This is a genomic window from Sphingomonas sp. CL5.1, from assembly GCF_013344685.1.
In the GTDB taxonomy this organism is placed as follows: domain Bacteria; phylum Pseudomonadota; class Alphaproteobacteria; order Sphingomonadales; family Sphingomonadaceae; genus Sphingomonas.
The window spans coordinates 3,870,756-3,886,092 of the sequence record NZ_CP050137.1 but is presented as its reverse complement, the minus strand read 5'-3'; the positions used below and the strand labels follow the sequence as shown (position 1 = coordinate 3,886,092).

The 15,337-nt window shown below is 66.0% G+C and carries 16 protein-coding genes; 9 read left to right on the top strand and 7 right to left on the bottom strand.

Annotation, left to right across the window (positions count from 1 at the left end; translation table 11 throughout):
- Positions 1-36: 36 nt before the first annotated feature.
- Positions 37-1,113 carry an alkene reductase gene (locus tag F9288_RS18665; protein ID WP_174838165.1) on the top strand — a complete coding sequence of 359 codons (1,077 nt, stop codon included), beginning with the start codon at positions 37-39 and terminating at the stop codon, positions 1,111-1,113.
- A 76-nt stretch (positions 1,114-1,189) separates the two neighbouring features.
- Positions 1,190-2,320: a 3,4-dihydroxy-2-butanone-4-phosphate synthase gene (ribB, locus tag F9288_RS18660; RefSeq protein ID WP_174838164.1), complete on the top strand. Its 1,131-nt coding sequence runs from the start codon at positions 1,190-1,192 to the stop codon at positions 2,318-2,320.
- A gap of 10 nt (positions 2,321-2,330) precedes the next feature.
- Here ribB and F9288_RS18655 read toward each other — a convergent pair whose 3' ends face one another.
- From F9288_RS18655 to F9288_RS18645, 3 genes are read right to left on the bottom strand one after another with little or no spacing between them, the layout of a single operon-like run.
- Complete coding sequence (locus F9288_RS18655; RefSeq protein WP_254620957.1) at positions 2,331-2,774, bottom strand: nuclear transport factor 2 family protein; 444 nt, start codon at positions 2,772-2,774, stop codon at positions 2,331-2,333.
- Positions 2,761-3,678, bottom strand: coding sequence for an NAD-dependent epimerase/dehydratase family protein (locus F9288_RS18650; protein WP_174838162.1), 918 nt, complete (start codon positions 3,676-3,678; stop codon positions 2,761-2,763). The genes F9288_RS18655 and F9288_RS18650 overlap by 14 nt, the downstream gene beginning before the upstream one ends.
- A gap of 13 nt (positions 3,679-3,691) precedes the next feature.
- A complete protein-coding gene (locus tag F9288_RS18645; protein WP_254620956.1) occupies positions 3,692-4,525 on the bottom strand; it encodes an SDR family NAD(P)-dependent oxidoreductase in 834 nt (277 codons plus the stop codon).
- A gap of 148 nt (positions 4,526-4,673) precedes the next feature.
- On the opposite strand from F9288_RS18645, the gene F9288_RS18640 reads away from it, so the two are divergent.
- The 5 genes from F9288_RS18640 (at position 4,674) to F9288_RS18620 (ending at position 8,921) form a co-directional block, all read left to right on the top strand.
- Positions 4,674-5,441 carry an SDR family NAD(P)-dependent oxidoreductase gene (locus F9288_RS18640; RefSeq protein WP_217482555.1) on the top strand — a complete coding sequence of 256 codons (768 nt, stop codon included), beginning with the start codon at positions 4,674-4,676 and terminating at the stop codon, positions 5,439-5,441.
- Between the two features lie 341 nt (positions 5,442-5,782).
- A complete protein-coding gene (locus F9288_RS18635; protein ID WP_174838160.1) occupies positions 5,783-6,937 on the top strand; it encodes an LLM class flavin-dependent oxidoreductase in 1,155 nt (384 codons plus the stop codon).
- A 58-nt stretch (positions 6,938-6,995) separates the two neighbouring features.
- Positions 6,996-7,991: an NADP-dependent oxidoreductase gene (locus tag F9288_RS18630; RefSeq protein WP_174838159.1), complete on the top strand. Its 996-nt coding sequence runs from the start codon at positions 6,996-6,998 to the stop codon at positions 7,989-7,991.
- On the top strand, positions 7,988-8,338 hold the full coding sequence (locus F9288_RS18625) for a hypothetical protein (protein ID WP_174838158.1): 351 nt from the start codon (positions 7,988-7,990) through the stop codon (positions 8,336-8,338). Before F9288_RS18630 ends, F9288_RS18625 begins: the two co-directional genes overlap by 4 nt.
- Positions 8,331-8,921, top strand: coding sequence for a Dabb family protein (locus F9288_RS18620; RefSeq protein ID WP_174838157.1), 591 nt, complete (start codon positions 8,331-8,333; stop codon positions 8,919-8,921). The genes F9288_RS18625 and F9288_RS18620 overlap by 8 nt, the downstream gene beginning before the upstream one ends.
- A gap of 124 nt (positions 8,922-9,045) precedes the next feature.
- Here F9288_RS18620 and F9288_RS22325 read toward each other — a convergent pair whose 3' ends face one another.
- The 4 genes from F9288_RS22325 to F9288_RS18600 all read right to left on the bottom strand — a co-directional run bounded on the left by F9288_RS22325 (position 9,046) and on the right by F9288_RS18600 (position 13,462).
- On the bottom strand, positions 9,046-11,466 hold the full coding sequence (locus F9288_RS22325; RefSeq protein ID WP_174838156.1) for a TonB-dependent receptor: 2,421 nt from the start codon (positions 11,464-11,466) through the stop codon (positions 9,046-9,048).
- Positions 11,467-11,603: 137 nt separating this feature from the next.
- Positions 11,604-12,110, bottom strand: coding sequence for an SRPBCC domain-containing protein (locus F9288_RS18610; protein ID WP_174838155.1), 507 nt, complete (start codon positions 12,108-12,110; stop codon positions 11,604-11,606).
- A gap of 208 nt (positions 12,111-12,318) precedes the next feature.
- A complete protein-coding gene (locus F9288_RS18605; protein ID WP_174838154.1) occupies positions 12,319-12,867 on the bottom strand; it encodes a VOC family protein in 549 nt (182 codons plus the stop codon).
- Positions 12,857-13,462: an NADPH-dependent FMN reductase gene (locus F9288_RS18600; protein WP_174838153.1), complete on the bottom strand. Its 606-nt coding sequence runs from the start codon at positions 13,460-13,462 to the stop codon at positions 12,857-12,859. Before F9288_RS18600 ends, F9288_RS18605 begins: the two co-directional genes overlap by 11 nt.
- A gap of 302 nt (positions 13,463-13,764) precedes the next feature.
- On the opposite strand from F9288_RS18600, the gene F9288_RS18595 reads away from it, so the two are divergent.
- Positions 13,765-14,136, top strand: a complete 372-nt coding sequence (locus F9288_RS18595; protein WP_174838152.1) for an SgcJ/EcaC family oxidoreductase — start codon at positions 13,765-13,767, stop codon at positions 14,134-14,136.
- A 3-nt stretch (positions 14,137-14,139) separates the two neighbouring features.
- Positions 14,140-15,336, top strand: a complete 1,197-nt coding sequence (locus F9288_RS18590; RefSeq protein WP_174838151.1) for an acetyl-CoA C-acyltransferase — start codon at positions 14,140-14,142, stop codon at positions 15,334-15,336.
- Position 15,337 lies beyond the last annotated feature (1 nt).

Genomic DNA, 15,337 nt, shown 5'->3' with positions numbered 1-15,337 from the left:
CGCGATCGAGCGCGGCATGAGCAGGGTATTGGGATAATGGACGTGCTGTTCGAGCCGGTGGCGCTAGGTGCCCTCCACCTGAGGAACCGCATCGTCATGGCGCCGATGACGCGTGATCGCGCCGGGCCGGATGACGTGCCCGGCGACATCATGGTGGAATATTATCGCCAGCGCGCCACTGCCGGGCTGATCGTGACCGAGGGCGTCCAGCCCAGCGCGATCGGCAAGGGCTATTGGCGGACGCCCGGCATTCACAGCGCGGCGCAGATCGAGGGCTGGCGGCGCGTGGCCGATGCGGTTCATGCCGAGGGCGGCCGCATCGTGATGCAGATCATGCATTGCGGGCGCGTGGTGGTGGCGGCCAATCGCGGCTTCGCGGCGGACGTCATCGCGCCATCGGCTATTCCCTGCCCCGCTCTTGTGCCGGGGCCGGACGGCGTTCCGGTCGCGACCGATATGCCGCGCGCGCTCGATGCGGCGGAGCTTCCGGCGATTGCCGCGGAGTTCGCGCAGGCCGCCCGCAACGCCTGCCTTGCAGGGATGGACGGCGTGGAGCTGCATTGTTCAAGCGGCTATCTCATCAACCAGTTCCTCAACCCCGCGAGCAACCTTCGCACCGACAAATGGGGCGGCAGCGCGGAGAATCGCGCGCGTTTCCCGGTGGCGGTGCTGGCGGCGATGGCGGACGCGATCGGCGGAGACCGGGTAGGCTTCCGCATCTCGCCGGGCAATCCCTATAACGGCATGGACCCAGCCGATCCGGCGGAAACATTCGTTCCCTTTCTCCGCATGTCGAACGGGCTGGGGCTGGCCTATATCCATGTCGTGGACATGAATCTGCCCGATCTCGATACGCTGGCCATGGTGCGCGACCATTGGTCCGGCGCGATCATCGCCAACAACATGCTGAAGGCCGAAAGCGCGCGTGAAGTGATCGTGGCGGGGCGGGCGCACGCCATATCGTTCGGCCGCGCCTTCATCGCCAATCCTGATCTGGTGGCGCGCATCCGCGCCGACGCGGCGCTGGCGAACCCGGATTACACCTTGCTCTATACCGGGGAAGCGGCGGGATATATCGACTACCCCGTCATGGAGGCGAGGCCGGTTTCGTGAGAATCGCGGCCCTCTCGCGGCCGATTTCCTCCAAACGGAGGAAGTAACGTCGCCCGAACTGGGCGATGCGTTCACCATGAAACCGAACATCCAGCTCAGCCGTATCCGGCACGCATTCCTTTCCTCGCCGGAGGAGATCATCGAGGAGGCGAAGAACGGTCGGATGTTCATCCTCGTCGACGACGAGGATCGCGAGAACGAGGGCGATCTCGTCATTCCGGCGCAGATGGCGACGCCGGAGAAGATCAACTTCATGGCGAAGCACGGTCGCGGGCTGATCTGCCTGGCGCTGGGCAAGGCGCGGGTCGACCAGCTCGGGCTGGACCTGATGAGCCGCAACAACGGCACGCGGCACGAGACCGCCTTCACCGTCTCGATCGAGGCGTGCGAGGGGGTGACGACCGGCATCTCGGCGGCGGACCGCGCGCGCACCGTGGCGGTGGCGATCGACGCGTCGAAGGGGCGTGGGGAGATCGTGACGCCGGGCCATGTCTTCCCGCTGGTCGCGCGCGACGGGGGCGTGCTGGTGCGCGCGGGGCATACCGAGGCGGCGGTGGACGTGGCGCGGCTCGCCGGCCTCAACCCCTCGGGCGTGATCTGCGAGATCATGAACGAGGACGGCACGATGGCGCGGATGGACGATCTCGTCGCCTTCGCCCAGCTCCACAACCTCAAGATCGGCACGATCCGCGACCTCATCGCCTATCGCCGACGCCACGACCATCTGGTCGAATGCGTGGCGGAAACGCGCCTCACCAGCAATTTCGGCGGCGACTGGGTGGCCAGGACCTATTTCAACAAGGTCGAGGGCACCGAAAACCTGGTGCTGATCAAGGGCCGCATCACGCCCGACCAGCCGACATTGGTGCGGATGCACGCTTTTTCGGTGTTCAGCGACATGCTCGCCGAGGCCGGCAATCGCGCGACTTTGCTGCACCGCGCGATGACGATGATCGGCGAGGCGGGGACAGGGGTGATCGTAGTGCTCAACCCGGTCCGCAACGATTATCTGCGCAACCAGATGCGCTCGCATGCCGGGGCGCAGGCGCCGGCGGAGGAATTGCGCGACTATGGCATCGGCGCGCAGATCCTCGCCGATCTCGGTGTGCAGGAGATGATCCTGCTGACCGGCTCGCACCGCAACATCATCGGGATCGAAGGCTATGGCCTGAACGTGATCGAGGAGCGCCCGATCCCGGCAGAATGAGGTTGGCTGCTCAGGCGATTGCGGACGCGGCCGTAAGGGCGGGGAGCATGCGCGTCTCCTCCCAATCGACGATCAGCGTGCGGTGGCTGAAACGCCATTCGCCATCCTCGCGCCGCCACTTGTCCTGATAGCGGATCGCCCAGCACAGCAAGGCGCGCCCGCCGTCGCGCTCGGAAAGATGGTCGGCGGTGGAATAGGTTTCGCCGTCGGCGCGGTCGCCGTCGATCGTCACGAGCTGGTTGTGGACGCGGTGCCGGGTCTTGAGGAACAGGCGCGCGAGCAGGTCGATGCTGCCGAGATTGGCTTCGCGCCCCTCGGTGCGGAAGCCCGGACCCTCGATCACGCAACCCGCGGTGAGAATGCGTGCCCATATTGCCTTGTCGCGGCGATCCGCCCCGGCGGCGTAAAGCTCGGCGGTGCGGCGCAGCGCCGCCTCATCCTCAAGCCGCGACATCGGCCCTGCCATATTGTGCGACCACCTCGGCGACGGCATTGGCGACGTCGCCGCGCGCATAGCCGAGCAGCGCCGTCTCGGCGGCATCCGGCTCGTAGCAGATCCAGTTGCCGCGTCCTTGCGGGATCGCCACGTCAGGCAGCAAGGGGTGCGCCTCGTCGCGCGCTTCGAGCGTCACCGGGTTGCCCACCGCCTTGAAGAACAGGCTGAAATAATCGGCGAAGCTCAGATTCTCGTCGCCGACCAGATAGGCCTTGCCCGGCTCGCCGCGCAGCAACGCTCCCTCTAACGCCTGACTTAGCGAGCGATAGGACATGAAGTTGGTGCCGCCCGCCGGGGCGAATGCCGGGATCGGCAGCTTGCCCTGCGCCCATGCGACGTAAGGCTCGAAGATCATGCTGGGCAGGCCCGGCACCGATCCGACCATGAAGGGCGCGTTGACGCTGATGACGGCGAAGCCCGGCCGCGTCTCCGCTCGCGCGCCCTCGCACGCGAGGCGGCGTGAGCGGATGTAGAAATTGTCCTTCTCCAGCTCGGGCGCGGCCTGCGGATAGAAGCTGCCGAGCTGGACGACGCGCTTCACCCCGGCTTCGCGCGCGGCGCGCATGAAGGCGGGGACGGCCTCGGCATTGGCGCGGTGGAGATGCCCCTGCGCGTCGGTGGCGGGCGGGATGTGGCGCGGATCGTTGCCGGCGGCGAAGACGATCGCGTCGAAACCCTTCAGCCGTTCGGGCGTGAAGTCGCCTGCGACATAATCGCCCCGGAGGAAGGGCATGTTCGCCATCGCGGTACCGGCCGGCGCTGGATTGCGCGCGGCGACCGATACGTCATGGCCCTTCGCGGCGAGATGGATCGCGGCGTGGCCGCCCAGCCCACCGGTGCCGCCGACGACAAGGATCTTCATGCTTCCATTCTCCTCAGGCGGGAATCCGCAGGCCGTTGCCGCTGACCATCGGCACGACCGTCCACTGGCCGTCAGGCGTGCGCGTCCAGCCGGCGGCGGCGAGTGCGCCCCCGTCGACATGGATCGTCGTCCCCGTAACCCAGCTCGCCAGCGGGCTGGCGAGATAGAGCGCCGCGCCCGCGATATCCTCCGGCCTGCCGAAGCGACCGAGCGGAATCCATTTATCCATATGCGCGCGATTCTCGGGCGGGATCATATGATCGAGCGCGACCTGCGGGGTGTCGGTCGTCTCGGGCGCGATGTCGTTGATGCGGATGCCGGCGGGGGCCAGCTCGAGTGCGAGGCATTTGGTGAGGCCGGTGACGGCCGCCTTGCACGCGCCATAGACGGCGCAATTGGGGATGCCGCGAAACGCCTCGATCGAGGTGACGCTGACGATACTCGATCCGGGCGCCGCCGCGCGCAGCAGCGGCATCATCGCGCGGGTGACGCGCATCACCTGCCCGAAGTTGATCTCGACGATCGCCGCTACCTGATCGTCGCTCATCGCGTCGAAGGGAGCGGCGTGCAGGAAATCGCCGACATTGTTGACCAGCACGTCGAGCCTGCCGAACCGTTCGCGTACCCGATCGGCCAGCGCGGCGACATCGGCGCTGTTCGTCACGTCGCACCGGATCGCCAAAGCTGTCGGTTGGCGGGCGGTGAAATCCGCGCGCAACTCCTCGCTCACCTCGGCAATGACGACCGACGCTCCCGCGGCGGCGAACGCCTCCGCGCAGGCGCCGCCGATTCCGCGTCCACCCCCGGTGACCAGCACGACCTTGCCGGAAAAATCGAGCATATCCATGTCAGCCGACCCTCTCCGATCGCTTATATCAACGCAATTGACGTTCTGATGGTCAATATGTCAATTCATAGCGTAGAATTTAATCGAATATATTACGAATATACGCATGGTGCCGAGCGAATGTGGCGCTCAACGAAAGGGAGAGGTGATGACGCCGAGACTCAACCTGCCGGCCACCGGCGTGATCGTCACTGGCGGCGCATCGGGGATCGGGCTCGCCTCGGCCCGCGCGCTTGCCGATGTGGGGCGCCCGGTCGCGCTGTGGGATATTGCCGGCGAGAAGGCGCGGGAAGCGGCCGAAGCCATCGCGCGCGAGACGGGTGTGAAGGCGATCGGCCTCGGCGTCGATATGCGCGATCTCGATGCCTATGACGCGGCCATCGCGCGGAGCAGCGCGGGCATGGGCCCAATCGGCGGCTTCGTCCACGCCGCCGGAGTAGTCGATACCGCCTCGATCGACGGGATGACGCCGGAAGGCTGGGAGGCGGGGATCAACACGCACCTGCGCCCGCTCGCCTTCCTCGCGCAGAAGCTCCAGCCCGATCTCGCCATGAACAATGGTTCGGCGATCGTCGCCATCGTCTCGATCAACGCGACACTGGGGAATGCGCTCAACCCGATCTACACCGCTGCCAAGGGCGGGATGCTGTCGCTCGTCCGCTCGCTGGCCGACCGGCTGGCGCGCGATGGGGTGCGGGTCAACGCGGTGTCGCCCGGCCAGATCCTGACGCCGATGATGCAGCCGGCGGTCGATGCCATGCCCGGCTTCTTCGAGAAGCGCATCCTGCTCGAACGGCTCGGCACACCGGAGGAGATCGGCAGCGTGGTGCGCTTCCTGCTGTCCGACGAGGCGAGCTACGTCACCGCCGCCGAGCTGGTGGTGGATGGCGGCAACATCTCGTCGCAGCGGGTTTAGGGTCTAAACTCAATCCAAACGACATCGTGATCGCCCGGAGAAGCCCGCTGGCAAGGAGCGTAGCGCAGCCGCGTAGCTGAAGCTACGCGCAAGCAAGCGACGCCGTCCAGCGGGCTTCTCCGGGCGACCCCTTGGGGCGGGCGTCTTTTGGCGTCACGCGGCGTCGCGCGTCGGTCACGATGGAAATCCATCGCTCCCGCCTTGGCTCCTAGCCTGACACAAAAATCCGCTCCGTCATGATGCCGTTTGGATTGAGTTTAGACCCTAATCCAAACGGACCAAGCGCACCTTCCGCTCTCCGTCTAATCGATTCTGTAAATCAGGTCATAAGGTGGAGAGCGATGAAATTCTCGATCATTTACGAAGCCCAGATGGTGGACACCTCGCGCGAGAACGAGGCGCGGACGTTCCATGAGACGATCGAGCAGGCGCTGCTCGCGGAGGAGATGGGCTTCGACAATGTCTGGGCGGTCGAGCATACCGCGCTGACGCAATATGCGCACATGTCCGCGCCCGAGACCTTCCTCGCGTTCCTTGCGGGTAAGACGACGCGGCTCGGCATCGGGCATGGCGTGGTGTGCCTGCCGCCGGCGATGAACCATCCGGTGAAAGTGGCGGAGCGGATCGCGACGCTCGATATCCTGTCGAACGGCCGCGTCCATTTCGGCATGGGCAAGGGCGGCACGCAGCAGGAATCGGGCACCTTCGGCTACGATCTCAACACGCTCCAGCCGATGATCGACGAATCCATGTACCTGATCCCCAAGATCATGGTGCAGGAGGAGATCGAGCACGACGGCGAATATATCAAGATCCCGCGCCGGCCGATCCACCCCAAGCCGTTCCAGAACCCGCATCCGCCGATCTACATGGCCTGTACTCGCGAGACGACTTTGGTGCAGGCCGGATCGCGCGGCATCGGCGCGCTGGTGCTCGGCTTCGCCGGGCCGGAGGATATCGCGAAGAAGAACGCCGTCTATCGCGAGAATTTCCGCAACCGCAAGGTGGGGGACCAGGTTGGCTTCCGCCCGACCGAGCATCTCGCCGCGCTGTGCCCGTCGATCGTGCTCGACGATCGCGAGAAGGCGCGCAAGATCGGGCTGCGCGGCCAGCGCTTCTTCGTCGAGAGCCTCGCGCATTGGTATCAGGGCGGGCCGAAGCCGACGGTCGACGAGGAACTGACCGCCGACGAACAAGTGGCGATCCTCCAGCAGGAGAAGGAGGCGGTGGTCGCCTATCTTTCCGAGGAGAAGATCACGATCGGCAGCGAGCATATCGGCAGCTACGGGGAGGTGCAGGACGCCTATGGCACCGCCGATGACTGCATCCGCTACGTGCAGCGGCTGTTCGATTCGGGGGCGGACGAAATCCTGTTCCTGTTCCAGATGGGCGGCGTGCCGCACGCCGCGATCCTGGAGACGATCCGCAACATCGGCGAGAAGGTCATCCCGCACTTCCGCGCGCAGGAGGCGGTCAGGCAGGCCGCCGCCGAATAGTCTCCCCACTCGGCCCGCCTTCACCGGCGGGCCGATTTTTTAATATCGGGAGAGAGGAATGCACGCGATCGCGATCGATGGCTTTGGCGGCCCTGAAGTTCTCCGCCTGACCGATCTGCCCCGACCGGCGCCGAGACCGGGCGAGGTGCTGGTCAGGGTGGCTTATGCGGGCGTCAATCCAGCGGACTGGAAAGCGCGCGAGGGCAAGCTGGCGCGCTATTTCGATTATCATTTTCCGTTCGTACTGGGCTTCGATCTGTCGGGCACCGTCGCGGAGATGGGGCTGGGCGTCGAGAGTCTGACGCCGGGCGATCGAGTGTTCGGCATGTCGCGGCAAGGGCAGGGCGAGAATGGCGCCTATGCCGAATATTGCCTCGCCTGGCCCACGATGCTCGCGCCGGTGCCGCAGGGGATGAGCCTCGCCGAAGCCGCCGGGCTGCCGACGGCGGGGGCGACCGCTTATGGCGCGCTGGTCGATGCCGGCGGGCTGAAGACCGGCCAGGCCGTGCTGGTCAACGGCGGCGCGGGCGGGATCGGCAGCCTCGCGATCCAGATCGCCCGCGCAGCCGGTGCGCGCGTCGCCGCGACATGCAGCGCGCGCAACGCCGATTATGTGCGGTCGCTCGGGGCGGAACGCGCGATCGATTATGCCGGTGAGGATGTGGTGGCAGCCGCGCGCGACTGGTCGGAAGGCGGCGTCGATCTGGTGCTGGACGCGGTGGGGCTTGGCACGTTGCCTGGGTCCGCGACGGATCTGGTGAAACCCGGCGGCGCCTTTGTCGAGATAGAGACGCTGATCTCGCATGTGAGCGAGGCGGACATCGCCACCGCCGCGACGCGGGGAGTGCGTATCCTTTCCAATATGATCGCCGTGGCGCGACAGCCGGAGCATCTGGCCATGCTCGCCGAATTATGCGCGCAGGGGCGGGTCAAGCCCGCGCCGATCGAGGTGCTGCCGCTGGCGGATGCCGCCGAGGCGCACCGCCGTGTCGAAGGCGGTCATGTTCGCGGCAAGATCGTGTTGCGCGTGGACGATACGGAGGCAAGGTCGTGAACGGCGCGCCGCGCGTGTACGTCCTCGACGATCTGATCGCCAAGCCGGGCGAGGGGCGCGCGCTGCTCGATGCCTATATGGCCGATTATGCGCCGGGCGCGCGGGCGCGGGGCATGACGCTGGAGCATGTGCTGGTCAGCCCGCCGCTGTGGATGGACGACCAGCCGAATACGATCAGCATCACCTGGAGCGTCGCGGGGGCGGCGGGCTGGTGGGCGATGCGGCACGCCGCCGGCGCCGATCCCGGCACGACTGCCTTCTGGGAGGCGGTGAGCGACCGGCTCCTTGGCCGTGCGCGTCGTTTCGCCGCCGCGCCCGGCGACGTGGAGGCGCTCGGCCATGGCTGATTTCACCGCGTTGCTCACGCTGCGGGCGGATGCGGATCGCGCGGCGGTCGCGCGGAAGTTCGCCGATGCGACACTCGTCGCGCCGACCTTGCCGGGGGTGTTCGAGGGCGGCGACCTGATCGTCCACCATCGTGGCGGCGGCACTGGCCTGCCGGCCGACCCGGCGGTCGCGCATATCGACGGCGCGGTTTACGAAACCATTGCGGAGAGCGGGGCGGAGCCGGGGCTGCGCGACGGCGTCTATCGCATCCTGCTGCTCGCGGTCGCGCCGGGCACGCCGGACCATATCGTCCGCCAGTTCGAGGCGGAGACGCTGGCGATGCCGCGCTATATCGGCGCGATCCGCAACTGGCGGCTGAGCCGTGTGACCAAAGCGATGGGCGCGCGGGCGTGGACCCATGCGTGGGAACAGGAATATGCCGATCCCGGCGGCCTGCTCGGCCCCTATATGACCAATCCCTATCATTGGGCACGCGTCGATCGCTGGTTCGATCCGGAATGTCCGGAACATATCGTAGACACGCGCCTGTGCCACAGCTTCTGTGCGATCGGACGGAGCGTGCTCCGGGGGCATGGCGCATAACGGAGAGGAACGGATGCGACGCTTGCGGAGAAAGGCGCGCTGATCGTCGGCGTCGCGCCGGTCATCGCCATTTCCTCGCGAAACGGGAACCGGCGCCCCCCGGCGCCGGTCCCCGTAGCCCGCGTCAGAACTTCAACGTCGCATCGACCCCGAAGGTGCGCGGCGGGCCGTAATTGACGCCGGCGATGCCGATCGACGGGCCGAAATCGATGCCCGCCTGCCGCGTGTGGTCGTTCAGCAGGTTGTCGGCATAGACGCTCACGCGCAGCTTCGTGCGCCCGCCGCCCAGATCGATATCCGAAAGGCTGATCCGCGCGCTGAGCAGATCCTGCCCCGGATCGGCGATCGCGTCGTTCGCCGGGTTGAGCAGGTCGATGGTGTGGAAATAGCGCTTGCTGGTATGGGCGTAATCGACGCGCAGCATCAGGTCGGCGAAGTCCAGCCGGTGCGATGCCTGCGCGCCGACATGCACCGTCCAATTGGGGACATAGGGGAATTTCGCCTGCTTCGCGTAATCGCCGACGATGCCGGTATTGGGATCGGCGAGCAGGAACTCGGTATAGGTCGGATCTACATAGCCGAGGCTGGCATCGAACTGGACGCGCCTGATCGGTATCGCCAGCAGCTCAAGCTCGAAGCCCTGGTAGCGCGCGTTGGCGTTCGGGATGAAGCCGTTGCCGCCGGCATATTGCGGCACTTGGAGGTCGTCGTAGTCGGTGCGGAACAGCGAGCCGTTCAGCCGCAGGCGGTGATCGAGGAACTCGCTCTTGAAGCCGACTTCATAGGAGGTCGCCTTTTCCGGCTTGAAGGTGAACGGGAAGGTGACGCCGGTTGTCAGGTCCACGCCGGCGCGCGCGTCGAACCCGCCGGACTTGTAGCCGGTCGAGAAGCGCGCATAGGTGAGGATGTCCGGGGTCCACTGGAAGCTGATCGACCCGAGGTACGACCAGTTGCTGAACGACAGGTCGCCGGTGCGCGACGGCCCCGGCGTGGCGCCGGGATTGGGAAGCTGTCCGGCGAAGGGCTGAGGCGTCGGGATGCTCGTCTCGTCGATCGAGCGGCTGTCATGGGTGTAACGGAGGCCGCCGGTCAGCTCGAGCCGCTGGCCGAGGATCATCGGCTTCCAGCTCACCTGTCCGAAGCCGGCCACGGATTCGCTGCGCGTGTGATAGGCCATTGTCTGGCCGAGGTTGACGCCGATCAGGTCGATGCCCTGACCCGTCAGCGCGTCGCCCACGGCGCTCGGATAGCCGAGTGCGGCAAGATAGGCCGGCGGCAGGACGACCGTGTAGTAATTGTCGTTCAGCTCGCTCGCGCGCTCGTTGAAATAATAGGCGCCAAGGACGTAGCTCAACGTGTCGGTCTTACCGAGGACCTGGAATTCCTCGCTGAACTGACGCTGCCGCAGATCCTGATTATAGGCGACGAACGGCGAGACGCGCTGCACCGAATAGAGCGTGGGCGAGGTGAAATCGATCACTTCGCCCATCAGGTTGCCGGCATAATTGGTCGGCTCGCTCGAATCCCAGCCGCGCCATGCGGTGATCGACTTGAAGGTCAGCGCCTTGCTCACCTCGTAAGCGGCGGTGATCGCCGTGCCATAGGTCTTGGCGGTCTGCTGGCCGACATATTCGGTCGGCAGCTTGTCCTGATATTGCGGGCTGACGACAAATGGATCGCCGCCATAGGAAGGCGAGCGCGCGAAATAGGTCGCTGCGGGCTGATAGGCGGAGATGATCTCGAACGGCCCGCGCTGGCCCTTGGAATAGCTCCAGTCCGCCGACACGTCGACGGTCAGCTTGCCCCAGTCGCCATGGATCTTGCCCCATGCGGCGGTGGTCTTGCGCGCGCCGGGATCGCGATCGCGCGGGGTGTTGGGGTTGTCGACGAAGCCGTCGCGCTCGCTATGCGTCACCGCGAAGCTCGCCGAAAGGCCGCTATTGCCCCACGCGCCGGTGTCGATCGATGCGCGGGTGAACCACGCATTGTAGCTGCCATAGCCCGCCTTCAGCTCGGCGCCGAATTCCTGCGGGGGCTTCTTGGTGATGATGTTGATCGCGCCGGCGGTGGTGTTGCGGCCGTAGAGAGTGCCCTGCGGGCCGCGCAGCACCTCGATCCGCTCGGGATCGACCAGGTCGAAATTGTTCGCCGCCTGCCGGCCCAGATACACGCCGTCGAGATACATGCCGACCGGGCTGTCGATCGTCAGCAGCGGCTCGGCCGAGCCGATGCCGCGGATATAGGGCTGGGTGCCGGTGATGCTGCCCGAGGCTTCGGAGATCGCGACGTTGGGCACGAGCTGCGTGAGCTTGTCGACGCTCCTGAAATTGAGCTGGTCGAGCATCTGCGCGCCGAGCGCGGAGACCGAGACCGGGGTCGACTGAATACTTTCCTCCTGCCGGCGCGCGGTGACGACGACATCGGTGATGCGGCCCTCGTCCACGGCTGGCTTCTGCGCTGGGGCGTCCTGCGCCCAAGCGGGGGTGGCGAGCGCAGCGGAAAGGACGGCGAGGCTGGCCGCGAAACGGAGGTTGGCGCGTATCATTATCGAAAACTCCCTGAAGATCGGAAAAGGGATGCCCGCGGCCGCGTCGAAGGCGCGCCGACCGGGATGGGGCGAGCGATGATGGCCGGATCGTGGATACGGCTGCCCGATCCGTTCGATCCTTCCCAGACTTGTGGTCATGGCGCCGCCCGTCGCGCGGCTTGCATCGTTTCGGCGCGCGCCTTGAGCGCCCACGCGGTATCGTCGAACGCCCGCTTCACCCACGGGCCGCAGAAGCGCATGACGTGGATGCCGTTCTCGCCGAGGAAAGCGTCGGTCGATTGATAGGCTGATCGCTCCGGCCCCAGCGTCTCGATGATCTGGTCGCGCCGCGCCGGATAAGGCCAGGCATCGTCATGCGGGAGCTGCCACGATAGCAATCTCCCCGGATCGAAGGCGCAGACATATTCGCAATTGGGGAAGGTGACGCCCGGCTCGGTATAGCTTTTCAGCACCATGTTGACCGGCGCGCCCATCTCCAGCGTGGAGTCGGCGGCGACGCAGAACGGATTCCACTCGCCGTAGCGGGGAAGGTCGATCAGGATTTCCCAGATCAGGGCGGCGGGGGCGTCAATCTCGATCCGGTCGGAGCGCACCACCGCGTCGGGATTGAACCAAGTGAGGCGGCTTTCACCCTCCCGCATTTTCCCTCTCCTCCTGTTCCGCATTCTGTTGTCGGACGGCTATGATGCCATCGCTTTGCGTAAGATTGTGCCGCTAAGTTCTGGATCGCGTCAAGTGGCAGCTACGCATTTCGTTAGGCGTTTCGTAAAAATGCCAGTGTTTGCGGAAGCGTGATGCGTTCTTGCCACAAGATCGGCGATTCAGCGGACAGCCGGTTCGCGGCGGCGCTTATCCCGATAAATCAAGCTCCTGTCCGGCGCTGACGCCGTCCCAGTACCGCGAGGCCTCGGCGCCGGTATGGAAGCCTTCGAGCGTCGCGGGTGTTGCCGCGATCAGTTCGAGCAGCATGGCGGGATCGTCCGGCGCTTGCAGATAGGCGACGCGCGTCGCGCCGCCGCCCGCTTCGGCCTCGAACAGAAGGTCGAGACCGCCTTTCGTCGCCGTCTCCTTCGCGGCGGCGACATTCTGCACCAGCCAGGCGACATGATGCATCCCGACCCGCACTCGCCCGCCTTCGTCATGATAAGGCGAGGGGCCGCGCCCGTGCGGGCGGATGATCTCGATCTGCGTTCCGTCCTGATAGGATAGCGCGACATCGATCGTGACGCGCGCCGATCGGCCGCGATAGCGCCCTTCGAGCGTGACGTTGCGATAGACGGTCCACGGCCCGATGCCGGCGAAGGTGCGCCAGCGACCGGTGGCGGCGTCGAGATCCTCGGTCAGCCAGGCGATCTGGCGGATCGGGCCGAGCGTCGCGATCAGCCCGTCACGCGTCATGATCGGCCTTCGCCAGTTCGAGGATATTCCGGGCGCGCGCCGCCGTCGCGATTTCCCGGCCCATTTGCTCCAGCATCGCCGCGATCTTCGTATCCAGGCATGTGCCGTCCGCCGCGAACACCGGTTCGGCGGTGTTGATCGCCACGCCCATCGGCGTGTTCCATCCCCGCAGCGCGTGGACGATGTTGCGCAGCGCGGTCAGCGTGTTGACCGCGCCTTGCCAGCCCGCGCCGGTCGCGAGACTGCCGACCGGACGTCCGTGAAAATAGGGCATCGGGTCGTCGCGCATGTCCTCGGTGTAATCGAGGGCGTTCTTGACCAGCCCGGAGATGCTGCCGTGATAGCCGGGCGAACCGATGATGACGCCATCGGCGCGGCGCAGCGTATCGACCATTGCGCCTGCGGTATCGCTGCGATCCGGGCTGGACGGATTGAACAGCGGCATGTCGAGTTGCACGCCCGCGATGAGCGTTACTTCCGCACCCTCGGCTTCGGCGCCCCGGAGCGCGAGAACCAGCGCCTTTTCGGTAGAGGAATCGGGTTTGAGCGTGCCGCCGATCGCGACGACGAAGGGGCGCGGCCCGGAATCGGTCATGGACGAGCCTTTCCGCTTGCGGGTTCAGCGCCGCGGTGCGGCATTCGCGTCGATCTAACGCTCATCGAGCGACTGCCCCTCCGTTTATCATGGCAGGTTTCGTATCGAGGTCGTGGGCGGGTGAAATCCTCCAGTTGGACTAGTGCGCACCTTTTTTTGCGATTTTTTGAGCGAGATATAATGATAATATCGTCATATGTTTTATATTTGCGTATAATTATCGCTGTAAATATACGCATCTATCTTGAAATATGAGTCGGCCCGGTAAGCCGTTCGCCGTCGTCCCCGGAGCAGGAGAAGCCATGCCGAGCCATGAGGACAAGGTCCGCGTCGTCGAAACCTATATCGCAGCGTTCGCCAAGGGGGACCCGGAAGCGGTCGTCGCCCTGTTCGCCGAGGATGCGACGGTGGAGGACCCGGTCGGTTCGCCCGCGCGTCATGGGCGCGATGCGATCCGCGCTTTCTATGTCGCGTCGATGGCGACCGGCGCGAAGCTGACGCTCGAAGGGCCGGTGCGCACAGCCGCCGATTATGCCGCCTTCGCATTTTCGGTGACGTTGAATTACGGCGGCGAGAAGCGCGTGGACGTGATCGACACCTTCCGCTTCGACGACGCGGGCAAGGTGATCGAGATGCGCGCCTATTTCGGCCCGGCCAACATGCAAGGATTTTAAGGAATGCGCGAAGCCGTCATCGTCTCCACCGCCCGCACGGGTATCGGCAAGGCCTATCGCGGCGCCTTCAACATGACCGAGGCGCCCGCGCTCGCCGGCCATGTCGCGAAGGCGGCGGTCGAGCGTGCGGGGATCGACCCGGCGCGAATCGACGATGTCATCATGGGCGTCGGCAACCAGTGGCTGACGCAGGCGGCCAATGTCGGGCGACTCACCCCGCTCGTCGCGGGCATCCCGAACACGGTGGCGGGCATGTCGCTTGATCGCAAATGCTCCTCCGGGCTGAACGCGATCGCGCTCGCCGCGCGGTCGATCATCGCGGGTGACAACGACGTGGTGCTGGCGGGCGGGGTCGAGAGCATCTCGATGACGATCACCAAGGATGCGCCGCGCTACCAGAACCAGTCGGCCAAGGCGGCGGACCCCGCGATCTACATCCAGATGATCGAGACGGCGGAGATCGTCGCCGAACGCTATAGCGTCAGCCGCGAGGCGCAGGACGAGTTCGGCGCGCTCAGCCAGCAGCGCGCCGCCGCCGGGCAGGCCGCCGGCCGCTTCGCCGAGGAGATCGTGCCGATCACGGTGGAGAAGCAGCTCTACGAGAGGGACGGCAGCAAGGCCGGCACCGAGACGGTGACGCTTGACCGCGACGAGGGCGTGCGCGCCGGCACCACCTATGAGGCGCTCGCCGCGCTGAAGCCGGTGTGGAAGGACGGCGAGTTCGTGAAGGAGGGCCGGTTCGTCACCGCCGGCAACGCCAGCCAGCTTTCCGATGGCGCATCGGCGCAGATCGTGATGGACCGCGCGACGGCGGAGCGCGAGGTGCTGCCGATCCTCGGCGTCTATCGCGGCTTCCAGGTCGCCGGCTGCCGGCCTGACGAGATGGGCATCGGCCCGGTCTTCGCGGTGCCGAAGCTGCTTGAGCGCGCAGGCCTCACGGTGGACGATATCGGGCTGTGGGAACTGAACGAGGCGTTCGCCAGCCAGGCGCTCTATTGCCGCGACCGGCTCGGGATCGACCCGGGCAAGCTCAATGTCAACGGTGGCGCGATCGCGATCGGCCATCCATTCGGCATGACCGGCAGCCGCCTGACCGGCCACGCGCTGATCGAAGGAAAGCGGCGCGGCGCGCGCTATGTCGTCGTGTCGATGTGCGTCGCGGGCGGCATGGGTGCGGCCGGATTGTTCGAGATCGTCTGAA